The organism is Thermococcus sp. LS2 (assembly GCF_012027375.1).
Classification (GTDB): domain Archaea; phylum Methanobacteriota_B; class Thermococci; order Thermococcales; family Thermococcaceae; genus Thermococcus_B.
On the sequence record NZ_SNUI01000001.1, the window covers coordinates 402,203 to 423,530 of the forward strand.

Annotated in this window: 23 protein-coding genes; 14 read left to right on the forward strand and 9 right to left on the reverse strand. The window is 40.8% G+C overall.

Annotation, left to right across the window (positions count from 1 at the left end):
* Nucleotides 1–8 precede the first annotated feature (8 nt).
* Nucleotides 9–770 (forward strand): endonuclease NucS, encoded by a 762-nt coding sequence (gene nucS, locus E3E24_RS02035; protein WP_167886512.1) that lies wholly within the window; start codon nucleotides 9–11, stop codon nucleotides 768–770.
* Here nucS and E3E24_RS02040 read toward each other — a convergent pair.
* Together E3E24_RS02040 and E3E24_RS02045 are read right to left on the reverse strand one after the other, a co-directional pair.
* Complete coding sequence (locus E3E24_RS02040) at nucleotides 760–1,140, reverse strand: DUF473 domain-containing protein (RefSeq protein WP_167886410.1); 381 nt, start codon at nucleotides 1,138–1,140, stop codon at nucleotides 760–762. The genes nucS and E3E24_RS02040 overlap by 11 nt on opposite strands.
* Before the next feature lie 10 nt (nucleotides 1,141–1,150).
* Nucleotides 1,151–1,873: a proteasome assembly chaperone family protein gene (locus tag E3E24_RS02045; protein ID WP_167886411.1), complete on the reverse strand. Its 723-nt coding sequence runs from the start codon at nucleotides 1,871–1,873 to the stop codon at nucleotides 1,151–1,153.
* Between the two features lie 118 nt (nucleotides 1,874–1,991).
* Between E3E24_RS02045 and E3E24_RS02050 the strand changes: the two genes are divergently transcribed.
* The 5 genes from E3E24_RS02050 to E3E24_RS02070 all read left to right on the forward strand — a co-directional run bounded on the left by E3E24_RS02050 (nucleotide 1,992) and on the right by E3E24_RS02070 (nucleotide 7,140).
* Nucleotides 1,992–2,765 (forward strand): S-methyl-5'-thioadenosine phosphorylase, encoded by a 774-nt coding sequence (locus tag E3E24_RS02050; RefSeq protein WP_167886412.1) that lies wholly within the window; start codon nucleotides 1,992–1,994, stop codon nucleotides 2,763–2,765.
* 67 nt (nucleotides 2,766–2,832) lie between these two features.
* Nucleotides 2,833–4,107 (forward strand): amidohydrolase family protein, encoded by a 1,275-nt coding sequence (locus E3E24_RS02055; protein ID WP_167886413.1) that lies wholly within the window; start codon nucleotides 2,833–2,835, stop codon nucleotides 4,105–4,107.
* A 354-nt stretch (nucleotides 4,108–4,461) separates the two neighbouring features.
* The gene (locus tag E3E24_RS02060; RefSeq protein WP_167886414.1) at nucleotides 4,462–5,094 is read left to right on the forward strand and encodes a DUF835 domain-containing protein; all 633 of its coding nucleotides are present in this window, start codon (nucleotides 4,462–4,464) and stop codon (nucleotides 5,092–5,094) included.
* A 2-nt stretch (nucleotides 5,095–5,096) separates the two neighbouring features.
* On the forward strand, nucleotides 5,097–5,648 hold the full coding sequence (locus E3E24_RS02065) for a [protein ADP-ribosylglutamate] hydrolase (protein ID WP_167886415.1): 552 nt from the start codon (nucleotides 5,097–5,099) through the stop codon (nucleotides 5,646–5,648).
* A gap of 49 nt (nucleotides 5,649–5,697) precedes the next feature.
* Nucleotides 5,698–7,140 carry an NAD(P)H-hydrate dehydratase gene (locus tag E3E24_RS02070; protein WP_167886513.1) on the forward strand — a complete coding sequence of 481 codons (1,443 nt, stop codon included), beginning with the start codon at nucleotides 5,698–5,700 and terminating at the stop codon, nucleotides 7,138–7,140.
* A 4-nt stretch (nucleotides 7,141–7,144) separates the two neighbouring features.
* Here the strand turns inward: E3E24_RS02070 and E3E24_RS02075 are convergent, their stop codons facing one another.
* The 3 genes from E3E24_RS02075 to E3E24_RS02085 are packed head-to-tail and all read right to left on the reverse strand — an operon-like array spanning nucleotide 7,145 to nucleotide 8,622.
* Nucleotides 7,145–7,702 (reverse strand): transcriptional regulator, encoded by a 558-nt coding sequence (locus E3E24_RS02075; protein WP_167886416.1) that lies wholly within the window; start codon nucleotides 7,700–7,702, stop codon nucleotides 7,145–7,147.
* An 8-nt stretch (nucleotides 7,703–7,710) separates the two neighbouring features.
* On the reverse strand, nucleotides 7,711–8,016 hold the full coding sequence (locus E3E24_RS02080) for a DUF211 domain-containing protein (protein WP_167886417.1): 306 nt from the start codon (nucleotides 8,014–8,016) through the stop codon (nucleotides 7,711–7,713).
* 27 nt (nucleotides 8,017–8,043) lie between these two features.
* Complete coding sequence (locus E3E24_RS02085) at nucleotides 8,044–8,622, reverse strand: winged helix-turn-helix domain-containing protein (protein ID WP_167886418.1); 579 nt, start codon at nucleotides 8,620–8,622, stop codon at nucleotides 8,044–8,046.
* Nucleotides 8,623–8,985: 363 nt separating this feature from the next.
* Here E3E24_RS02085 and E3E24_RS02090 point away from each other — a divergent pair, with 363 nt between their 5' ends.
* The 5 genes from E3E24_RS02090 (at nucleotide 8,986) to E3E24_RS02110 (ending at nucleotide 14,039) form a co-directional block, all read left to right on the forward strand.
* Nucleotides 8,986–9,144, forward strand: coding sequence for a hypothetical protein (locus tag E3E24_RS02090; RefSeq protein ID WP_167886419.1), 159 nt, complete (start codon nucleotides 8,986–8,988; stop codon nucleotides 9,142–9,144).
* A gap of 52 nt (nucleotides 9,145–9,196) precedes the next feature.
* The gene (locus tag E3E24_RS02095) at nucleotides 9,197–10,588 is read left to right on the forward strand and encodes an acetate--CoA ligase family protein (RefSeq protein ID WP_167886420.1); all 1,392 of its coding nucleotides are present in this window, start codon (nucleotides 9,197–9,199) and stop codon (nucleotides 10,586–10,588) included.
* Between the two features lie 148 nt (nucleotides 10,589–10,736).
* Complete coding sequence (locus E3E24_RS02100; RefSeq protein ID WP_206204980.1) at nucleotides 10,737–11,894, forward strand: tryptophan--tRNA ligase; 1,158 nt, start codon at nucleotides 10,737–10,739, stop codon at nucleotides 11,892–11,894.
* Nucleotides 11,895–11,994: 100 nt separating this feature from the next.
* A complete protein-coding gene (locus E3E24_RS02105; protein WP_167886422.1) occupies nucleotides 11,995–13,344 on the forward strand; it encodes a hypothetical protein in 1,350 nt (449 codons plus the stop codon).
* A 17-nt stretch (nucleotides 13,345–13,361) separates the two neighbouring features.
* Nucleotides 13,362–14,039 (forward strand): fumarylacetoacetate hydrolase family protein, encoded by a 678-nt coding sequence (locus E3E24_RS02110; protein ID WP_167886423.1) that lies wholly within the window; start codon nucleotides 13,362–13,364, stop codon nucleotides 14,037–14,039.
* Here the strand turns inward: E3E24_RS02110 and E3E24_RS02115 are convergent.
* The 4 genes from E3E24_RS02115 to E3E24_RS02130 are packed head-to-tail and all read right to left on the reverse strand — an operon-like array spanning nucleotide 14,031 to nucleotide 16,926.
* On the reverse strand, nucleotides 14,031–14,423 hold the full coding sequence (locus E3E24_RS02115; RefSeq protein WP_167886424.1) for a hypothetical protein: 393 nt from the start codon (nucleotides 14,421–14,423) through the stop codon (nucleotides 14,031–14,033). The two genes, E3E24_RS02110 and E3E24_RS02115, sit on opposite strands and share 9 nt — an antisense overlap.
* A 40-nt stretch (nucleotides 14,424–14,463) precedes the next feature.
* The gene (trm14, locus tag E3E24_RS02120; RefSeq protein WP_167886425.1) at nucleotides 14,464–15,561 is read right to left on the reverse strand and encodes a tRNA (guanine(6)-N2)-methyltransferase; all 1,098 of its coding nucleotides are present in this window, start codon (nucleotides 15,559–15,561) and stop codon (nucleotides 14,464–14,466) included.
* A gap of 5 nt (nucleotides 15,562–15,566) precedes the next feature.
* On the reverse strand, nucleotides 15,567–16,637 hold the full coding sequence (locus E3E24_RS02125; RefSeq protein WP_167886426.1) for a GTPase: 1,071 nt from the start codon (nucleotides 16,635–16,637) through the stop codon (nucleotides 15,567–15,569).
* Nucleotides 16,591–16,926, reverse strand: a complete 336-nt coding sequence (locus E3E24_RS02130; protein ID WP_167886427.1) for a TIGR04076 family protein — start codon at nucleotides 16,924–16,926, stop codon at nucleotides 16,591–16,593. The genes E3E24_RS02125 and E3E24_RS02130 overlap by 47 nt, the downstream gene beginning before the upstream one ends.
* Nucleotides 16,927–17,012: 86 nt before the next feature.
* Here E3E24_RS02130 and E3E24_RS02135 point away from each other — a divergent pair, with 86 nt between their 5' ends.
* From E3E24_RS02135 to E3E24_RS02145, 3 genes are read left to right on the forward strand one after another with little or no spacing between them, the layout of a single operon-like run.
* Nucleotides 17,013–18,449, forward strand: a complete 1,437-nt coding sequence (locus tag E3E24_RS02135; RefSeq protein WP_206204981.1) for a DUF515 domain-containing protein — start codon at nucleotides 17,013–17,015, stop codon at nucleotides 18,447–18,449.
* Nucleotides 18,450–18,455: 6 nt separating this feature from the next.
* Nucleotides 18,456–19,487 (forward strand): hypothetical protein, encoded by a 1,032-nt coding sequence (locus E3E24_RS02140; protein ID WP_167886429.1) that lies wholly within the window; start codon nucleotides 18,456–18,458, stop codon nucleotides 19,485–19,487.
* A complete protein-coding gene (locus E3E24_RS02145; protein ID WP_167886430.1) occupies nucleotides 19,429–21,318 on the forward strand; it encodes a CpaF family protein in 1,890 nt (629 codons plus the stop codon). The genes E3E24_RS02140 and E3E24_RS02145 overlap by 59 nt, the downstream gene beginning before the upstream one ends.
* Nucleotides 21,319–21,328: the final 10 nt, after the last annotated feature.

Sequence of the window (21,328 nt, forward strand, 5' to 3'; positions counted from 1 at the left end):
TGATGAGCATGAAAGTGGAAGCTAAAGTTGAGCCCTCTCAAGAAGAGGTAATTGAAATTTTGGATAAAGCTCTCTCCACTGATGCTATCATCACTCTCTTTGCTTATTGTAGAGTGTTTTATGAGGGGAGAGCTAAGAGTGAGCTGGGTCCAGGAGATAGGGTCATTATAATCAAGCCAGATGGCTCTTTTTTAATCCACCAGAAGAACAAGAGAGAACCCGTTAACTGGCAACCGCCGGGGAGTGTTGTTAGCATTGTTCTTGAGGATGGAAAGATAATGCTGAGAAGCGTTAGGCGGAAGCCAAAAGAAATCCTTGAAGTTGAGCTCATTAAAACGTATCTTGTAAGTTATTTCCAAGCTGAGGATTATGAAGAGCTAGCATTGACTGGAAGTGAAGCAGAGATGGCTGATTTAATCTTTGAGAACCCCTCATTAATCGAAGAAGGATTTAAACCGCTTTTTAAGGAAAAGCCAATTAAACATGGAATAGTTGATGTGCTTGGAAGAGACAAACATGGCAATTTGGTTGTCCTTGAGCTTAAGCGTAGGAGAGCGGATTTGCATGCAGTCAGTCAGCTTAAAAGATACGTGGATGCTCTGAGAGAGGAGCATAAAAATGTTCGTGGGATTTTGGTAGCTCCCTCTCTCACGGCTGGAGCTAAAAAGCTTCTCGAAAAAGAAGGGCTGGAATTTAAAAAGCTACATCCACCAAAGCGTGAAAAGAAGAAAAAAAGCAAGCAAAAAACTCTTGATTTCCTCAGCCCATAACCATTTCGTGAGGAAGCATTTCTCTGACTCTTGCTTTGATTAAATCTCCCTCTCTTCTGATTTCGATAACTTTTCCAAGCCCTACTAAGCGAAGCTGGACTCTGCACACCATCTGCTCTCTCTCATCACTCTCCTCCCACAAAATCCTCTGCTCCATCTTCTCCATCCTTAATATCTGAGCTATTATCCCCTCAGTCCCCTTTGTTATGTCTTGCAAGGTTTCATACGTTAGAAATACTCTATCACCCTCTCTAAGGTGTTCAAGAACGAATACATTGCTTGCACTCCTAATTTCCAATGTGCGATATGGATTTCTTAATAACTGGTTAAGGGTTCGTCTTGTAATTCCCGCCAAAATTAGGACCTCCATAGGCACCACCTCACAGATAAATGCTCTCATATTGCTTCTCTGCCTTCTTTCTTGCCATTTCCATCTGTTCGTGCATCTTTCTAAGCTGTTCTTCAATCATTTCTGCTTCTTTTATGAGTGGCTCTGTGGATATTTCAATTGGTGTGAGCTTCTTAATAACTTCAATCACATTTGCTGCTGCTCTTGGATCGGGTCTGTCCCCAAAAGTCTCGCCAAGCAACACATATCCGTTAATCTTTTCTTTTGAGGCCTCCCATAAGAGCTTCCCGCTCATGCCCATTATTGAGCCATACTGAAGTATTTTAACTCCCAAATCTTCAAGCTCTTTGTTGAGCTCTTCATTTGCCCCAACGCCCCACACTTCCATCTGTTCCTTGAAAAAGCCAATTCCCATTCCACCAATAGAGATTAGCTTTTGAGCATTTGTCTCTTTTAAATAACCGATAATCTCCTTTGCAATCTCATTAACGAGAGTTGGTGGAACGTAGATGTCAGCAACGGCTATGATGATGTTATCTTTTCCATAGAATCTTAAAGGTGGATTGGGTTTTCCTTCGAGGATTAAGCTCATCGGCGGTATGAATGGACTCTCAATATAACCAATCATTTCCATGTTGAGCTCTTTTGCCAAGAAATTGGCGGCAATGTGTCCGACAAGCCCAATCCCAGGGTAACCTTCAATGAAAATAGGGTTTTCTATCTTTGGGAGAACTAACCTCACTGGCTTTTCCATTTTCTCACCTCAAAACTTAGTTTAGTTTCCAAAGGTAATTAAGTTTTTGCCGCTATCTTGTAAATGCCGAAGTTAAAGCTTAAATAACTTTAAATCGAAGATTAACAAGGTGATGTCCATGCCAAAGATTGGAATTATTGGCGGTTCTGGTGTTTATGGTGTCTTTGAGCCAAAGGAAACCCTAAAGGTTCACACACCTTATGGAAGACCATCAGCACCCGTAGAGATAGGAGAAGTTGAAGGGGTCGAAGTTGCATTCATACCAAGACACGGCAAAAACCATGAGTTTCCACCACATGAAGTGCCATATAGGGCAAACATTTGGGCTCTTCACGAGCTTGGCGTTGAGAGGGTCATAGGAATTACAGCCGTTGGTTCTCTCAGAGAAGAGTACAAACCTGGAGACATTGTAATTACCGACCAGTTTATTGACTTCACGAAGAAGAGGGAATACACATTTTACAACGGTCCAAGAGTTGCTCACATAAGCATGGCTGATCCCTTCTGTCCAGAAATGAGAAAGATATTCTATGAAACTGCCAAAGAGCTTGGCTTCTCAGTTCATGAAAAGGGAACATATGTTTGCATCGAAGGGCCTAGATTTTCAACGAGGGCTGAATCTGCAATGTTTAGACAATTTGCCCACATAATCGGAATGACTCTTGTTCCCGAAGTAGTTTTGGCGAGAGAACTTGGAATGTGCTATGTCAATATCGCAACGATTACGGACTACGATGTCTGGGCTGATAAGCCTGTTGACGCTCAAGAAGTTCTCAGAGTTATGAAGGAGAACAACTATAAAGTCCAAGAAATTCTTAAGAAGGGCATTCCAAGAATTCCTGAGGAAAGGAAGTGCGGCTGTGCTGATGTGCTCAAGACGGCTTTTGTTTGACCCTTTTCTTTTTGCAAAAACCTTATAATTCTTCACTTCTCAGACCTCTTTTAAAAAGGTGATTGAAATGAGCATTCTCATCAAGAATGGCTATGTTATCTATGGTGATGAGCTGAAAGTTATTAAGGCAGATGTTTACATTGAAGAGAATAAAATTGCCAAAATCGGGAAAAATATCAACCTTTCAGCGGATTATGTTATTGACGCAAAGGAGAAAGTAGTTTCTCCAGGGTTTGTAAACCTGCACACTCATTCTCCGATGGGTATCTTTAGGGGTTTGGCTGATGATTTGCCTCTTATGGACTGGCTTAAAAATCACATATGGCCGAAGGAGGCTAAGCTTACAAGAGAATACATCAAAGTTGGAGCTTATCTTGGTGCTCTAGAAATGATTAAAACAGGAACTACAGCGTTTTTGGATATGTACTTTTATATGGACGCTGTTGCAGAAGTGGTTCTTGAATCTGGTCTTAGGGGATATCTCAGCTATGGCATGATTGATTTGGGTGAGCCCGACAAAACGGAAAAAGAGATCAAAGTGGCTTTAGAAACAATGAAATTCATTGAAAAGCTGAACTCTGAGAGAGTTCAGTTTGTATTTGGTCCTCACGCACCTTACACCTGCTCAATAGCTCTTCTCAAGAAGGTTAGAGAGCTTGCTAATGAACACAAAAAGCTCATAACAATTCACGTAGCTGAGACAATGACTGAAATAGGTCAGATAGCTGAACGTTATGGAAAGAGCCCAGTTGTTTTGCTTGATGATATTGGATTCCTAGCTGATGACGTTATAATAGCCCATGGTGTATGGCTTGACAGTAAGGATATACACATCTTGGCGAGGCATCGTGTGAGCATTGCCCACAATCCAGCCTCAAACATGAAACTTGCGAGCGGTGTTATGCCCATTGAGAGACTTTTGAATGCTGGAGTAAACATAGGTCTCGGTACTGATGGAAGTGCAAGCAACAACAACTTGGACATGCTTGAGGAGATGAAAATCGCCGCATTGCTTCACAAAGTTCACAACCTAGATCCAACAGTTGCTGATGCAAAGACAGTCTTTAAAATGGCAACTCAGAACGGTGCAAAAGCTTTGCGCTTGGATGCTGGAGTAATAAAAGAAGGTGCTTTAGCTGATTTGGTGATTATAGACTTTAACCAGCCACACTTGAGGCCAATTAACAACGTTATAAGCCATCTCGTTTATTCTGCAAACGGCAACGATGTGGAAACAACGATAGTTGATGGGAAGATTTTGATGCTCGATAGAGAAGTTCTCACATTGGACGAGGAAAAAATTATAGGGAGAGTCGAAGATATAGTTAAGGAATGGAGGTGACTAGAATAATGTTTACTCAATTTATCAATATTATTTTTTGGGATTGTATTTCTTGCTATGTACGGGTTATTCTTCTACTATTATCACATAACTCGAAGGACTTCTCTGATATATTATTCTCTTGCATGGCTTGTATTGGGGATACACTATCTTCTAGGAGATGAATTTGTATCTCTCCTGTCTTTATTGGTTTTCTCATCACTTTTGTGGATGGGGAATCTTGAGATAATAGTAGAAAACCTCATACCACTCCGATATGAGCATGAATTGAAATATTTTTCATTGTTTCCAATTTTGCTGTACCTTTATGTATTTCCGAAACTTGGTCTTAAAACGTTCATTTTGGCTGGATTGATGATAGTTTGTGTTTCAGTATTACTCCTGATCTATGGAAACACCACTCTTAAAAAAATTGGTGCAGTACAAGCATTATTTGGTCTTTTTACACTCATATATTTGTGGCACAGTATCATATTTTATCTCCAATTCATTACTGCATTGGCGCTGGCTTACCTAAGCATCAAAACAATTTTGGACATTACTCTTGTGGAGAAAGTCTCTCTAGCCACTAACATTTCAAATGAATCTTTTGATATTAAACCTGGAGTCTTCATATCAGAAAAAATTCCAGAAATATTCATCGAGAGTGGATTGGTTTTCTCACGAAATAACTCCAGAAGAGAAGGGTGGTTTTGGATAACTAAGCTCAATGCTCCAAATGCTATATATCCTACTAATCTACCAAAGATGTTAGATATAATTGTAAAATACATGAAAAACGCAAAAGAAGAAGGAAGACATCCGATAATTGTGATTGATAACCTTGAGTACTTGATTATGGAAAATGAGTTTGAAACAGTTCTGAGGTTTTTAAGTGTATTGAGAGATTATGCTGTTTTACACTCTGCTACGGTGTTTTTAGGAATTGACTTGGACACTTTGGATACTAAAAAGCAACACTTACTTAAAAGGCTGGTGGGTGAGTAGAAATGATTATTTTCAAAATTGTCCAAGGAGACATAACAAAGTTCCCCGCTGAGGCTATTGTAAACGCTGCCAACAAATATTTGGAGCACGGCGGCGGGGTTGCTTATGCCATAGCAAAAGCTGCTGCTGGGAATGCTAGAGAGTACATAAGGATAAGCAAGGAAGCTATGAGGGAGCAGATTGGAAGGGACTGGATTGAGCACGGAGAAGTTGTTGTAACTCCAGCTTTAAGGTTGGAGCAGTATGGGATTAAATACGTCATCCACACAGTTGGTCCTTACTGCGGCGGCAGATGGGATGAGGATAAAAAAGGGAAGCTCAAGAAAGCCATTCTTGGAGCTTTGAGAAAAGCTGATGAATTAAAAGTTAGAAGCATAGCTTTTCCAGCTATAAGTGCTGGAATTTATGGTTGCCCTTTTGAGGAAGTTGTGAGAACGTTCCTTGAGACAGTTGAAGAGTTTTCAAGGGAAGCAGAGAACGTGAGGGAAGTCTATTTGGTGCTTTATTCGAGGGAGGATTATGAGAGGGCTTTGAAGGTGTTGGAAGAAAATTAAAGAGAAAAGCCCTTAACTCTCTTTTCCCAATTTTCTCATGGTGATGCTCATGAAAATTGAAGATGTCTACATTTGGGATATCAACGCTAAGTGGCTCGGCATCTCACCATTTCAGCTCATGGAAAACGCTGGTGCTGGAGTGGCAAGAGCAATAGAAGAAAAGTTTGGAAAAGAGCTTAAAGTGGCAATATTCTGTGGAACTGGAAACAACGGTGGAGATGGCTTTGTTGTTGCTAGGCATCTTAGCTTTGAGAACGATGTAACGGTGTTTTTGGTTGGTGATGAGATAAAAATAAGGAGTGAGGAAGCTAAGCACAACTGGGAGATTCTCAAGAAGCTTGACTTTGTAAAAATCAAAATCCTTAAGGACTCAAGCCAGATAAAGGGCCTCAATCTTGAAGGTTATGATGTCATTGTTGATGCCCTACTCGGCGCTGGAACTAAAGGAGAGCCGAGGGAACCTATACGCTCAGCGATTGAAAAAATCAATGAATATTCTGGAAAAGCTAAGATTGTGAGCGTTGACTTGCCAAGTGGCTATCCTTCAAAAGTTCAAGTCAAATGTGACTTTGCCGTAACTTTCCAGTGGGACAAGGAGGAGTTTGAGGGGTTTGAAAGAATTGTTGCCAAAATTGGTTATCCAAAGGAGCTTTACCACTTAGTCGGCCCGGGAGATGCAAAGTTCGCTCTGCTGAAGAAAGGGGAGCATAAAGGACAAAACGGACGGCTTTTAATAATTGGGGGAAGTGAGGATTATTTTGGTGCTCCCTACTTAGCGGCAAAAGCTGCCTCATACCTTGTAGACTTAGTTTATTTGGTGATGCCAGAATATTCAGCGAAGCGCATAACTGATCCGGACATGATTTTGAGGCCCGTTGAAGGAAAGAACTTCACAAGAGAACATCTTGAAGAAGTTTTGGCATTGACGGAAAAGGTTGATGCCGTCATCATAGGCCCAGGTATTGGACTCAAGGACGAAACCAAGGAGTTTGTTAGAGAATTTGTAAAGCGCTGTGAAAAGCCTTTAGTTATAGATGCTGACGGATTAAAAGCCATAGCTGAAGATTTAAGCGTCCTTGATAATAAAGTCTTCATTCTAACGCCGCACGCTGGTGAGTTTAAGATTCTCTTTGGAGAGAAGCCAGAAGGGGCTCTGCAAGAGAAAGCTAAGCTTGTCATGGAGAAAGCGAAAGAAATTGGTGGTGTAATTCTCTTTAAGGGGATTTACGACATTATCAGCGATGGAAAAGTCTGGAAGTACAATAAAACTGGAAACAGGGGGATGACGACTGGAGGAACTGGTGACGTTTTAGCCGGTATTGTTGGAGCGTTGCTAGCTCTTGGAAATTCTCCACTTAGAGCCGCCTCTGTTGGTGCCTTTTTGAATGGTCTAGCTGGGGACATAGTCAAAGAAGAGCTTGGTGAAAACTTCACAGCCCTAGAAGTTGCTAAAAAAGTTCCCCATGTTGTTAAGTGGGTTTTAGAGTTTTGATTTATTAAAACTCCAGCAGCTCCCTCATTTTTTTAGCTTTTTCACAGAGCTCACATGATTGGAGAAACACAAGCAAATTCAACAAGTGGAGAAGTTCAACTTCTTTTAAATCAAGGTCAGTTTTAGAGATTTTATGAAGTATTGGTTGTGAATGGTCTTCTATTTCCTTTAAGACTTCCTCTACTAATTTAACGAACTGCTCTTCATCCTTTATCTTAATCCCAGATTTTTTGAGGATTTCCATTAGCCTAGAGGCTTCTATCCTGAGATATTGTCTTCTGAATTCCTCTATGCTTTCGTCGGGTTCAACTTTGAGAAGGAACAACCTTGCAGTTCTAGCATATATTTTCTCATTTCCTTCATGTCCAATTTCCTCAACAAATCCCGCCTTTTCAAGAGCCTTAATATGCCTATACACAGTGGAGCGATCTTTTCTTAAGAAGGCACTTAATTCGGTGATGCTCATGGGGTGCATTCTGAGTAGCTCAAGGATTTTAAAGCGTGTAGGCTCTGCGAGAATTTTCATTTTATCTAGTTCAGCTATTATAAGAACTTCTCTCATTGTCACCACTAGAATTCATCTAGTTTGTCTTGTGGGGTTTCGCTCTCTTCAATTATCCTTTTTCCTGCAGCGACCATGTCGATGCTGTGCACAACGCCGCCAAACTCTTCTATAGTCCTCACAATCTCATCGTAATCTAAGTCGTCTCCCACAATTGTTATCTTTATGTTCTCCGTTTCCTTGTCAATCTCCACAAGCGTAATGTTGACTCCTTCCACACCGCGAATTTCGCTCAGTCCTAAAGCTAACTCAGTGACCATAGGCTGATGAGGCTTAAGGACATCCAGCACGAGCAGTCTGATACCTCTTGCCATTTTCTCTCCCCTTTGCCCCTCTGGGAGCTACTTTTTAAGTATTTCTCCCAGCTTCTTCAAAAGCCTTAAAGCTTCTTCATCCCTTCCCAGCTCGGCCATGCTGAGCCATTCAATTGCATGGATTATATCTTCGTTTGAGAAGTCCTTCAAAAGCTCTTCTTTCTCTTCAATCTCTTTTGAAATTTTCATCTTATACTCGTGTTCTTTTTCGAGGATTTTATCCATTGTATTTAGGAGCTCCTCATCATCAAACTTATATCCGAGAGCTTTGAATATGCCTAGCTTAGTTTTTAGTCTTGACCTTGCTAAATACCTAAGCTCTTCATCTCCGAGGTAGAGGTTTATGTAAAAAGCGTCTGCAGTCCTTCCGTAGTATTTTTCAACGAGATTTCCTTTCATCTCTGTCCTTTTAACCTCTACTAAGCCCGCCTCTTTGAGCTTTTCTATGTGGTGGTAAACGGTTTGAGGTGTTTTGCCGAGAATTTCGCTTAGCTGGGAAATTGTCATCTCTCTGTTCCTCAAAAGCTGGAGTATTTTTCTTCTCGTGTCCTCAAGCATGAGCTTAATGACCTTTGGGTCCGTAATCACTTTTACTTTCTTACTCATCTTCGATCACCTAATTTTAACGTTCTAATTTTTATTTGAACGTTCTGCAATATAACCTTTTCGGGTTTCTATATCCAACAAGCTCTCCAAAGGGCAAACAACTTTATAAATGTAAAGGTCCACAAAATTGGATGAATTATCCAAATTGTGTAATATGATGAAGCTCAAAAATGAAAAGATTCATGTCATGGTGACATAGGTTGTCTTCCATTTAACAATCGTTTCAATGGTGCTGAAGCTTTTGCCTTACCAGATGGCAGCAGCTTTCATTTCTCTCTTCTCTCGCAGTCAGCATTCCTCAAGCCGCCAATATAAGTCCATATCCTCTCTTGATAACTATTGCAATGACTCCCTCAGTTGGTTTTGGACGTCAATCTCAACGCCCCAAACACAATAGTTTTTGGGCCGAGAGAATATACCTTCATGGACTACATAAAAACTGGAGCTGTCATTAAGATTGTGTTCTTTGCAGTACTTTTCATTTTGATTCCAATGTTTTACTCTTTTGATCTTTCATTTTGACCTAAGTAAAATTTAAATTTAAAATGAAAGAAAGCAAAACGGAGGTGGAAAAATGAACTTGGACTTTTTATTTTATCCAAGGAGCGTTGCTGTTATAGGAGCATCGCACGTTCCGGGCAAAATAGGAAATGCGATAATGAGATCAATAACAAGACAATTCAATGGAAAAATCTATGCTGTCAACGTTAAAGGTGGGGAAATCGAGATCAATAGGAAAAAGTTCAAGATCTACAAGAGCATTCTTGAAGTTCCGGATGATGTTGATGTAGCAGTAATAGCTGTCCCAGCAAAGTTCGTTCCGGATGTCATAGATGAGTGTGGACAAAAGGGTGTTAAAGCTGCTGTTGTAATTTCTGCCGGTTTTAAAGAAGCTGGAAGAGCTGATTTAGAGGAAGAGCTAGTAAAAAGGGCGAGAAAGTGGGGTATCCGTGTAGTGGGTCCAAACTGTCTCGGTGTTACAAACCTTGAAAATGGCTTTGACTGTAACTTCAATCCACCGGAAAGACAGGCGAGACCAAAGTTCGGTGGTATTGCCTTTATGAGCCAGAGTGGAGCTTTTGGTGCTGCTATTTTGGATTGGGCTGCAAGACATGAGATTGGGATGAGCAAGTTCATCAGCTTGGGGAACATGGCTGATTTAGACGAGAGCGACTTTATGGGATATTTAAAGGACGATCCCAAGACAAAAGTCATAACTGCCTATCTTGAAGGTGTTAAAGACGGTAAGAAATTCTTCAACATCGCAAAGGAAACAACGAAAGTTAAGCCCGTAATAGTTTTGAAGGCTGGGAGAACTGAGGCCGGAGCAAAAGCAGCTGCTTCTCATACTGGCTCACTGGCAGGTTCTTATGCGATCTATGAGGCGGCATTTGAACAGACTGGTGTTTTGGGTGCAAAAAGCATGAGACAGCTCTTCAACTATGCAAAAGCCTTAGCCATGCAGAAGCCAGCAAGAGGGGACAGAGTTGCCATAGTAACAAACGGCGGCGGTGCCGGAGTTATGATGAGTGATGGTCTGCTTGAGAGAGGCCTTAAGCTCGCTCAGCTCAGCGATGAAACTAACGAGAAGTTTGCAAAAGCCATAGAGGAAGGAAAGCTGCCTCACCACATGAGCTACAAGAATCCAATTGATGTCATTGGAGATGCTCCGTCAAAGAGGTATGAGCTAGCTATGCGTTATGCTTTGGAAGACCCAAATGTTGATGTTCTTGTCGTCATTGCATTGTTCCAGAGTCCAGCATTGGATGAGGGTATTGTTGATGTTATGGAGAAGGTTCAGGAGTATGGAAAGCCAATAGTCTTTGTTGCTCCTGGTGGAGAATATCCAGAAAAAATGGCGCGCAGAATTGAGGAGAAGGGAGTTCCAGTGTTTGAGACTGTCGAGGATGGAGTGGATGCAGTTTATGCTCTGGTTAAATATGGAAAGTATTTGAGTGAGGTTTGAAGTTCTCTTTCTTTTTGACAGAAAACTTTAAATCCTCCTCTTACATTTTTTAATCCATGTTCGGTGGTTGCTTTTGGCTTAGCTGATGTTGAAATCAAGCCTCTTTTACTTGGGTTAGGTTATTTTGTCAAAGCTTTTGGGGGTGCTTTTGATGGCTGAATTCAAGGTTACACCATGGGATGTCGAAGGAATGGTGGATTACGACAAGCTGATAAAGGAATTCGGAACACAGCCGCTGACAGATGAACTGCTTGAGAAAACAGCCGTGCTAACAAAGAGTGAACTTCCAATTTACTTCAGGAGGAGATTCTTCTTCTCTCACAGAGACTACGACTTAGTCCTTAAAGACTACGAAGAGGGGAAGGGCTTTTTCCTTTACACTGGAAGAGGTCCGAGCGGACCTATGCATATCGGACATATCATTCCTTTCTTCGCAACGAAATGGCTCCAAGAGAAGTTTGGAGTCAATTTGTATGTTCAAATCACAGATGATGAGAAGTTCCTATTTAAGCCAAATCTAAGCTTTGAAGACACCAAGAGATGGGCATATGAAAACATTTTGGACATAATTGCAGTTGGCTTTGATCCAGATAAGACTTTCATATTCCAAGACAGCGAATTCACGAAGATTTACGAAATGGCAATCCCAATAGCAAAGAAAGTGACGTATTCAATGGCAAAAGCTGTTTTTGGCTTCACAGAGCAGAGCAAAATTGGAATGATTTTTTACCCAGCAATTCAAGCTGCTCCAACGTTCTTTGAAAAGAGGAGATGTCTAATTCCAGCTGCTATAGACCAAGACCCGTACTGGAGGATTCAGCGTGACTTTGCCGAGAGCTTGGGTTACTACAAAACTGCCGCACTCCACAGCAAGTTCGTTCCTCCTTTGACGGGATTGGAGGGTAAAATGAGCGCATCAAAGCCCGAAACAGCTGTTTATTTAACAGATGACCCAGAAGAAGCTGGCAAAAAGATCTGGAAGTTTGCCTTAACCGGCGGTCAGCCAACGCTGAAAGAGCAGAGGGAAAAAGGTGGAAATCCGGAGAAGTGCGTTGTCTTCAAATGGCTCGAGATATTCTTTGAACCAGATGATAAGGCTTTGCTTGAGAGATACCACGCATGTAAGAGCGGTGCTCTGACATGTGGAGAATGCAAGCGCTACCTCATAAAGAAAGTTCAGGAGTTCCTTAAAGAGCACCAGAAGAGAAGGGAGAAAGCTAAAGATGAGATTGAGAAGTTTAAATACACTGGAAAATTGGCTCAGGAGAAGTGGAACGAGGCAATCCCAGAGCCTCTGAGGAGGTGATTTTTCTTTATGTTTTATATCTAATTATAACGTTGAGAATTCTAAGGGGAGCAAAAACTTTTTATTTTTGTGAACTTCTTTATTATCTTGGAGAGTAACGATGAAGAAGCTTCTTTTTGTTCTCATACTTCTTGTTCTCCCCTTAGCTTCAGCTGATTATTACGTCATCTTAGATGAAGACTTGGCGTATTTAAAGCCCTATGCTCAAAACATTGCGAATTTTCACAATGGAACGCTCATTATTTCGGACTTTTCAAATCTTGATTTTCTTCAGGCTGATGATTATGTCCTTTTTGTTGTAAATTACTCAAAATTTAATGCAAACTCTGTCTATTCTCTCTACAAAACGCTTGATTTTGATGGTGATGGAGTTTATAATCCAATTATTGGTTTTTACCCTGTGAAAAATGAAAAACAGTTTAAACTGTGGGTCGATGCTCTTGTGCACTCTACCTTTAACCACAAAGCTCTGATAGTGGAAGCGGGGGCAATGAGCTATGAAGAGTACTTGAGACTGTCCAAGAATGCCACCTTAATTTGGATTTCTGGACATGGAGACCCCTATGGAGTTAATTTGCTCGGCTGGAACTTTGATTCAAACCACATGGGCAATCCGAAGGGGAAAATCTTCATCTTTGAATCCTGCAGTGTGGGACAGATATGGGAAGCTGAGAGTCCTTTGGTTCTGAATCTTTTAAATAATGGTTCTCTTGCTGTGGTTGCATCAATTGACATGGGTGGCGTCTCTTATCTGCCAGCTAAATTCTGGTTTTCCAATTACTCCATTGGAAAGCTTGCCCAGATAAGCAACGCTTACTTTGTTAAGGTTGGGGTAAAACCTAAGGTCGTCCTTTTTGGAGATCCTGCATTAAAGGTTGAGAATAAAAGTTACATAATGAAGACACCTGCAGAGGGGTTCTATGCCTATTTATTCCCAAAGGTTAACGGCTGGCTCTATACTCCGGGAAAGCCAAGCCTGCTTTTGGCATTGAAAGTTTACGGCCAAATTTTCAATCCTATGGATCTCTGGAAAAGCATAGTGACTGAAAGCGGAATGATGACTCTTCTACTTGCAGTCCTCTTTGTTCTACTCTTAAAGCATCAGAGGGATATAACGAAGCGCAGGATTTGGATTTCTCTCGTTTCATCTCTCGCCTCATTTCTCCTTCTTGGTTTTCTGACCTACCATCCTCCAATCAGAATCTCAGTATTTATTCTCGTTATATGGTTCTCAGTTGCCTTGTTCATGCAGATAAGCAGAAAGCTGGCATTTCTAGTTTTGTTTTTCGTTCCATCTGCATTCATTTCCTTAGCTCTGTTGCTTGGGTTTTCAAGCTTCACTTACTGGAAGTTTGCAGTCTTTGCGATACTACTAAGTTCAGTGCTTGTTTTTCTGATGCTTCTGCTCTTCAGTGAGGCATTGAACAGAGTTATAAATGCCGAACCCTAATGTATCACGGTGGTTCCATGATCCGCTTGCCCTTTAGAGATGGCTTTTATGAAGTTAATCCGAGCAAGATAATATGCCTCGGGAGGAATTATGCCGAACACGCAAAAGAGTTGGGTCATGAAGTTCCAAAAGAGCCTGTAATTTTCTTAAAACCTCCTTCCGCTTTGATAGGGCCGAATCAAACTATAATCTTGCCACGAAAGAGCAAAGAAGTTCACCACGAAGTTGAGCTTGCCGTTATTATAGGGAAGAGGGGGAAGAACATCCCGAGAGAAAGAGCTATGGATTATGTGCTAGGCTATACAATTCTGCTTGACATCACCGCTAGAGACTTGCAGTGGGAAGCTAAGAGAAAGGGTCTCCCTTGGACAGTTGCTAAAGGCTTTGACACCTTTGCTCCTATTGGACCAAGGATTGTTGATAAGCGCGAGCTTGATCCGAACGACCTTGAGATAGGGTTGAAGGTTAACGGAGAAGTCAGGCAGCTCTCGAGGACAAGCAAGATGATTTTTAGGATTCCGGAGATAATCGAGTACATCTCAAGCATAATGACGCTTGAAAAGGGTGACATAATTGCAACGGGAACTCCAGAAGGCGTTGGGCATCTAAGGCATGGCGACATTGTGGAGGCTTGGATTGAGGGGATCGGAGTTTTAAAGGAAAATGTGTTGGCGGAGAGATCAATACTATGCTGATTTCTTTTCTCTCAGCTTTACAGAAATCCACTGCATCTTATTTTCTTCATTTTTAACAACCAAAATGTAGTCTCCTTGTGGAATCTTGACATCGTTGAATTCAATGCTCTTCACGTGCTCCCAAGCTTTGTAATACTCGAAGTGTTCTCCTCTTTTCATTTTCTCAAAGGCTTCTTTGGTTAAAATGTAAACGCTTATCTCCCCATCAGCTTTTATGTACCCACTCAGTGTTGAGCTGCCAAGAAGGTGATACACCTTATATTCATTGAGGTTTGTTTTCCATTCGTAATTGAGGCTTCCGTAATGGGATATGACAAAATACCCCAGTGCCCCCAAGAGAAGCACCCCTGCAAATGCTACCAAAACGATTCCTCCTTTCTTCATACTATCACCGAAAAGAGTAAAGAAAATCGGCTTAAAAGTTTTATTGTATGATGTAGAGATGAACCCTTAAGCCGCCATGTCCCACTAATCGGTGATGCAGAATCTTGAATCCATTTTCCTTAAATGCTTCTTCTATGGCTTTCTTTTCTGTTGTTAGAAAAACTCCTCTCTTCTCTAAAACTTTTGACAGCTCAGAGAAGAAGTCCATGTAAAGCTTCGGGATTAGGCTTTTCTTACCTATTTTTAGACCGTAGGGTAAATTGCTTATGGCAAAATTAACGCTGTCAACGTATTGAGTCAGCTTTGTGGCATCTCCTTGAATGAACTCAATCTTATCCAAAACCCCAGCTGCTAAAGCATTCATTCTGGCTCCCCTTAAGTGCTTCTTGTACTTCTCAATTCCTATTATTCTCCCTTCGTAGTCCCTCAAAGCCAGCTCGATTAATATAGTCCCGCTTCCGCACATTGGGTCAATAACGGAGCCACCATCTAACTCAGCAAGCTCAATCATTGCATTTGCTATTGAAGCTTTCAGATGAGCTGGATGGTCATAGACACGCCAAGACCTCTTGTGCAAAGAAGAATCTCCAGTTGTGTCAATTCCTAAGAAGAATGCATCATCAACGAGTTCAGCTCTAAAAATCACGCTTGGATGGTCCAAATTCACTTTAGGCTTTCCATATCTGCTGAGTCTGTCATAAATTGCACTCCCAACTGTTTTTGCAATATCAACGCTTGTAAACTCATGCTCTCCTTTTCTGAAAGGTCTCACAGCAAAGCTTTCTGTTATTTTCACATAGTTTTCAATTGGAAGAGAATACACGAAATTGTAAATCTCTCTGAGGGCTTTCTCTGGTTCTTGGCTTTCAATTCCTTTAAATTTTAACGATGCTATCTCAACTATTACACGATGCAAAAGTCGGGAATTCTCGTTGAGGAAAGTTGCTGGATTAAATTCTCTCTTTTTGCCTTTCTCATCGGTGTAAAAACTCTCCTCAACTTCTGCAATTAAACGGCCTTCAACTCCAAAGGGCTTTTCCTCGACACTAACTTTGATTCCTTTGCCCTCAAATAATTTTTCAACTTCTTTTTTGGCTAAATCTTCAATTCCCTGTGAAGTGGTCAATAAGAGCCTCATCTTAATCACTCCAAAATTGCTATAACTCCCTTCCACTTCTTTCCAAAGCATTCACTCGCTATGACTTTCTTTCCAGTTAGCTTTTCCAAAAGCTTAATCCCACCATCGCACTTCTTAAACCCTGTTGCTATACCCACAGTAAAGCCTTCAATTTCCTTAATCCCAACTCTTTTCACATTGCTTGGTTCAATCTTCTCTCTAAACTTCCAGAGTATTCTCCTTGGGTCTAGCAAAAGTTCTCGTTCAATATCGTCAAGGATATCACTGTATGCCCACTGGAATTCTTCTTCTCTCTTTTCTTCCTTCCCAAAAAGAGTAAACTTTCCAGTCTGCCATTCTCTGAGGAAATACCTTGCTACTTCCTCAATGTCAACCTCTCCTCCCTTTCTAAGTAAACCTTTCTTTCTGCCAATTGCCTCTAAAATCTGCTCTTCACTTTCAAACTCTTGGATATCGTATTTCTCAGTCAAAGCTTCTTTTCTAGTCTCAAGAATACGTTTAATAAGCTTTAACGCTGGCTTTACTGGATCTTCAATCTTGTCCGCTGGAAAGCCTCCTCTAATGACTAGCTCATCAAAATCATCTATTGGAACGACTCCTGGCGAATCTATGAGCCAAATTTTCTTGCTTAGCCTTATAAGCTGTTTTCCTTTGGTATATCCTGGAATTGGGGCAACACCAACGGCATGTTTACCCTTGAGAACATTAATTATTGTGCTCTTTCCGACATTTGGATAGCCAACTAATGCAACTTTAACTTTTTCTTTTCCTTCATCAAACAGCTCTTTTGCTATCTTTTTGATTTCTCTTCTTAGGATTCCTGTTCCCTTTCTCTCTCTTGCACTGATAAAAACCATTGGAACATCACTCTTTTTCTTATACTCCTCAGCCCACTCTTTAGGAACTAAATCTGCTTTGTTCATAGCTATGAGCAGTTTTTTCCCGCTTTCCTTAACTAGCCTCTCAACCTTTAGATTTCTCGTTCCAATTGGATCTCTTGCATCAACTACTTCAACTACAATATCAGCCTCATCTATTACTTCTCTCACTACTCTCCATGCCTTTTTCTGCTTCATCTCGCACCACCGTTATCTCAAATATCACAGTCCCTCCATCTGTGTAAGGCGGCCCGGGATCAAGACACTGCACATAGGCTTTATCTCCTTTTCCCAGGCCAATCTCACTCGGCTTGACTCCTTTTCTGAGTGCTACTATATAAGGGATTAGTGAAGCAAATGCATGAGTGCATATTGCATCTGTTTCTTCTAACTTCACTTGTGGCCCTTCAATAACTATTTTGTCTCCAACTTTAAACACTGGGCACTTTCCTTTAATTTTTATAGCTCTTATGACCAGTTCCTCCATATCCACCACCGAAATGTAAATAAGGCTTGAGGTTCAAAAAATTAATTCAGAATTAATAAATCATTTTAATTTTAACGATAACTCTCATGGTGGTGCTTAAAGTGTCAGAAGATATTGAAGCAAAAATTAGAAGGTTGAGAGAATTAGGAAAAGCAACTATTGAGCAAGAACAACCCGCTAAACCTGTTAAGCCTCCTGTAACAAGACCTCCTAGGAGAGTTTCTAAAATTGGAAGTCTGAGAGAAAGGGAAAGAAAAAGGAGAATAATGATTGGAGCCGCAATTGTAATTATAATTCTCTTGGCAATTTCAGTTGCTGTTTATACTTATTATCAAAACAGGGCTGTTAGAGAGCTTGAACAGGCAAAGCAGCAGAAAATTGCGGAGGTTAATAGATACTTCACAGGGGAACTTGCTAATGATACTGCCAAATTTGAACTGATTAAAGAAATTCAAGCTGCTAGGAGCATAGAAGAACTTAACAAAATTGATGTGAAGAAAGTCTATGAAGAGCGTTTGGCTGAACTGCAGAGGAAAAAGGAAGAAGAAGCTAGGAAAAAGGCCATTGAGGAACTTAATAAAGCTAAGGCTCAACAAATATCAGTAATTGAACAGGCATTTGAACCCTTGTTGGCCCAGCCTCTTCCGGAAGATTTGAAAAATGAAGCAATTCAGAAGCTAAATCAGCTCAAGCAAGAAGTTGAGAGTGCTCAAAGTAAAGACCAAGTACTTGCGGTTGATCCCGTTCCCTATCTATTGGACTTATGGAAAAAGTATTACTACTACTTAATTGATTCTATTCCGACTCAAAAGGTTATTCTAAAGAGGGGAGAAGAAAAGAGGATATATACAAAAGTTGAGGCCAAATACGTTGTTAGTAAAATAACGAACCTCAATGAGATTCTCCAATATACCGTTGAAAAAGCGGAAATGGTTCAGATTGCCCTCGTGCTGACTAGAGACAGCATAAACGGTGCATTCCTATCACCTGGGGACAAGATCAAAATCTATGCTAGAAACGGAACAAAAGGCAAATACATCAAAATTGCAGATGAGGGATATGTTGATTTAATACTCCTCCCAACAACTGCGGGTCAGATATCCTTGAGTGAATCCCAAAGCGAGGGAAGCACTGTTTCAACATCATCAACTACATCCTATTCAGAATCCCACTCAACAAGCTATACTCCGGGAGACACCACGATAACAACCGCTCAAGATGCAACTGATCAGTACTCCACAGCTCAGTCAAGTAGCGACAGCTCAAGTGCTTATTACAACTATAACGTCAACTTAGCTGAAGTCTTGAAAGCGATTGCAGCTGGAAAAATCCAGGCTCCAGATGATGTTAAAGAACAACTCTCTAAGTATGGGTGGAAGATCCTCGATCTTGAAAAAGACTCAGGGATGCTCGTTCTTGATCCAACGGCGAAGTTCCTTGTAATAATTGAAGTTCCGGCTGAATTCGTCACAGACATCTTAAATTACAAAGACATGATATACATTGCAAGGATCACGGGGTGAGTGATAATGAAAAAACATCTACTTTCCTTTTTACTTGTCTTTTTGTTATTTGAGACATTTTTGAATGCTTATGTGGTTAGTGAAGAGTACCCTCTTCCGGGTGGGGACTACAACAATATCGGTGTTAAAGCTGTCCTATATATTGACTTGAACATAACGTTAGTTAATACTGCTCCATTTCCAAAATTTGTGATTGTTAATCCCTATTACAACTACATAATTTACAGAGAGAATGGTGAAGTTTTAAGTGAGATTGGGAACGTATCATACATAACGCCCAGCTTAAACACTCTCAACTACTTCCCAGGTTTCTGGATCAACCCATATGAGACATTAAAGGTCGAAATTAGAATGAAAAATGTAACTCTTATTCCCTTAAAGGACTATTCAATTAATTTTCCGCATGGGCGTAGCGTTAGTTATGAAGGCGATAACATAACTTATGTGTTAAATAGAACAGAGGATACGTTCAACTTCTTTTACGGAACAGTCTACCCTCAGCTTCTCATGACCCCCAAATATTACTTTAACATTCAAACGTCATTTTTTGGAAGAGACGGTAACGTTAAAGTGCTGAAATATGAAGGTGAGGTAACTTTAGTTCTTGAGAATGTTCCAGACAAGCATGGACTGTTTAAGACTCTATTTGCTGTTGGCCTGCCTGCTGTCTTTGAAGATGCAGACATCTATGGATTTACACCAAAATACACAATGAAATATAGTGAATATGTTTCTGAGTTCTTGCCAGGCTTCTTAAATGTGAAACAGGAAGCCAAAACACGGAATATCCCTGAAAGGAAGTTCAATTTATACTCTCTTTCAAGCAATCTTTTAAGTGGGAAGAAAATTAGAAATACGGAACCTCCAAAAACTAAATTAGATAGCTTTGATTATCCAGTATGGATTGTGTGGCTTGGCAGTACACCTCTTGAAATAAAATACTATGTGTCTTGGAACAACTTGGAAAAGGTGAGTACAGTTGGAAGACAAAAAGAAGAAGCGTTCAGGTTTATCTTGGATAGAAGAAATCCTAAGTAAAGATGCCGCTCCCTTAGATAATATTTTTGGGGAAAAGGAGAGGGAGGAAAAATACAAGCCTCCTGAAACAAGATTTCCCTTTAGTGGTGGGGGTGGATTAGAGGATATTCTCGGCAAAAAGCCACCAAAAGAGGAAAAAACAAAAACTCCTCTCCCCTTCCTTAGGGAGGACAAAGGTAGTGTCAAGTTAGAAGATATATTAGGGGGCCCAGGAGAAAAACCAACGCCTTCCATTCCACTGAAGGCGGAGAAAACAGAAGCTCCCCTCACTCTCCAGGACATTTTGGGCTCTGCTCAGAGAAAATCTCCAATCCCAACGTATGTTGGAGAGGTTAAGGTTCTCGATGCTTATGGAAATGTTCGTATTCTTAAAGTTAAGGGTGAGCCTGTCCCAATATATGAAATCAGACTTCCTGAACTCAGCAAAGAAGAAGAAAGGCTCCTCAAGATGGTAAGAGATAGGGCAGTTGTTGAGATCCAGATCGACCCGGAGAGCATACCCAACATAGAAGAGAGGCGCAGGATCTTTCTTAAAGCTGTGAGAAATATGGTTAGAGAGATGGCACCCGACTTGTCTGAGGGAAGAATTGAAATTCTCGCTGAGCTTGTTGTCCAAAACATGATAGGATATGGTAAGCTTGATCCTCTAGTGAGAGATGATAATCTTGAGGAGATAATGGTTATTGGAACTAACAAGCCAGTTTATGTGTGGCATAGAAGATTCAACATGTGTAAAACAAACATTGTATTTAAAGATGATAGAGAGATTTTAAACATAATTGAACGTATTGCGAGAGAAGTGGGAAGGAGAATTGATCAACAAAGCCCGCTTTTAGATGCTCGTTTGCCTGATGGAAGCAGAGTAAATGCTACTATCCCACCAATCAGCTTAGATGGTCCAACAATTACAATTAGAAAGTTCAAGAAGGATCCTCTCACTATAATTGATCTCATAAAGTACGGTACACTCAATACTGATGTTGCAGCTTTACTGTGGATATTTGTTGATGGTCTTGGAGTTAAGCCTGCAAACATCCTCGTTGCTGGTGGTACTGGTTCGGGTAAAACCACAACGTTGAATTCTCTTGCAATGTTTATTCCACCAAGTGAGAGAGTTATCAGCATTGAGGATACAGCTGAGCTTCAGTTGCCAATCGAGCATTGGGTTAGATTGGAAACAAGACCGCCGAATGTTGAAGGAAAAGGAGAAATTACAATGGATGATCTTGTTAAGAACACTTTGAGAATGCGTCCAGATAGAATCATCGTCGGTGAGGTTAGAGGGCCTGAGGCAAGGACAATGTTTACTGCTATGAATACGGGACACGATGGGTGTATGGGAACAATACACTCCAACTCGGCAAGAGAAACGATTGTCAGACTTGAGAGTCCTCCAATGAATGTTCCAAGGATTATGATCCCAGCATTGGACATAATCATTATGCAGATCAGGTTCCACAGTAGAAAAAAGGGAACAATAAGGAGAATAACTGAAATTGCTGAAGTCTCTGGAATGGAAGGTGAAAGCATCCAGCTCAATAAGTTGTATAAGTATGATCCTGCTAAAGATGAATTGATCGACACAGGAGTCCCGAGTAGGTTTATGAATATTTTGGCTCAGCACACTGGATTGAGCCTTCTTGAGCTAGAAGCTGAAAAGGAGAAGAGGAAGATCATTCTGGAATGGATGATAGAGAAAGGAATACGAAGCATTGAAGAAGTTGGACACTACATTAGACAGTTTTACATAGATTCAGAGGAGCTCCTTAAGAGAATTGAGAGAGAAAGCACATCCACTGAACTTGCCAAGAAAGTTAAGAGCTTTATTTAGGTGATGCCTG

Coding starts and splice junctions, on each gene's coding strand:
- nucS (WP_167886512.1), top strand. CDS start 9: ATGAAAGTGGAAGCTAAAGTTGAGCCCTCTCAAGAAGAGGTAATTGAA.
- E3E24_RS02040 (WP_167886410.1), bottom strand. CDS start 1,140: ATGGAGGTCCTAATTTTGGCGGGAATTACAAGACGAACCCTTAACCAG.
- E3E24_RS02045 (WP_167886411.1), bottom strand. CDS start 1,873: ATGGAAAAGCCAGTGAGGTTAGTTCTCCCAAAGATAGAAAACCCTATT.
- E3E24_RS02050 (WP_167886412.1), top strand. CDS start 1,992: ATGCCAAAGATTGGAATTATTGGCGGTTCTGGTGTTTATGGTGTCTTT.
- E3E24_RS02055 (WP_167886413.1), top strand. CDS start 2,833: ATGAGCATTCTCATCAAGAATGGCTATGTTATCTATGGTGATGAGCTG.
- E3E24_RS02060 (WP_167886414.1), top strand. CDS start 4,462: ATGATAGTTTGTGTTTCAGTATTACTCCTGATCTATGGAAACACCACT.
- E3E24_RS02065 (WP_167886415.1), top strand. CDS start 5,097: ATGATTATTTTCAAAATTGTCCAAGGAGACATAACAAAGTTCCCCGCT.
- E3E24_RS02070 (WP_167886513.1), top strand. CDS start 5,698: ATGAAAATTGAAGATGTCTACATTTGGGATATCAACGCTAAGTGGCTC.
- E3E24_RS02075 (WP_167886416.1), bottom strand. CDS start 7,702: ATGAGAGAAGTTCTTATAATAGCTGAACTAGATAAAATGAAAATTCTC.
- E3E24_RS02080 (WP_167886417.1), bottom strand. CDS start 8,016: ATGGCAAGAGGTATCAGACTGCTCGTGCTGGATGTCCTTAAGCCTCAT.
- E3E24_RS02085 (WP_167886418.1), bottom strand. CDS start 8,622: ATGAGTAAGAAAGTAAAAGTGATTACGGACCCAAAGGTCATTAAGCTC.
- E3E24_RS02095 (WP_167886420.1), top strand. CDS start 9,197: ATGAACTTGGACTTTTTATTTTATCCAAGGAGCGTTGCTGTTATAGGA.
- E3E24_RS02105 (WP_167886422.1), top strand. CDS start 11,995: ATGAAGAAGCTTCTTTTTGTTCTCATACTTCTTGTTCTCCCCTTAGCT.
- E3E24_RS02110 (WP_167886423.1), top strand. CDS start 13,362: ATGATCCGCTTGCCCTTTAGAGATGGCTTTTATGAAGTTAATCCGAGC.
- E3E24_RS02115 (WP_167886424.1), bottom strand. CDS start 14,423: ATGAAGAAAGGAGGAATCGTTTTGGTAGCATTTGCAGGGGTGCTTCTC.
- trm14 (WP_167886425.1), bottom strand. CDS start 15,561: ATGAGGCTCTTATTGACCACTTCACAGGGAATTGAAGATTTAGCCAAA.
- E3E24_RS02125 (WP_167886426.1), bottom strand. CDS start 16,637: ATGAAGCAGAAAAAGGCATGGAGAGTAGTGAGAGAAGTAATAGATGAG.
- E3E24_RS02130 (WP_167886427.1), bottom strand. CDS start 16,926: ATGGAGGAACTGGTCATAAGAGCTATAAAAATTAAAGGAAAGTGCCCA.
- E3E24_RS02135 (WP_206204981.1), top strand. CDS start 17,013: ATGGTGGTGCTTAAAGTGTCAGAAGATATTGAAGCAAAAATTAGAAGG.
- E3E24_RS02140 (WP_167886429.1), top strand. CDS start 18,456: ATGAAAAAACATCTACTTTCCTTTTTACTTGTCTTTTTGTTATTTGAG.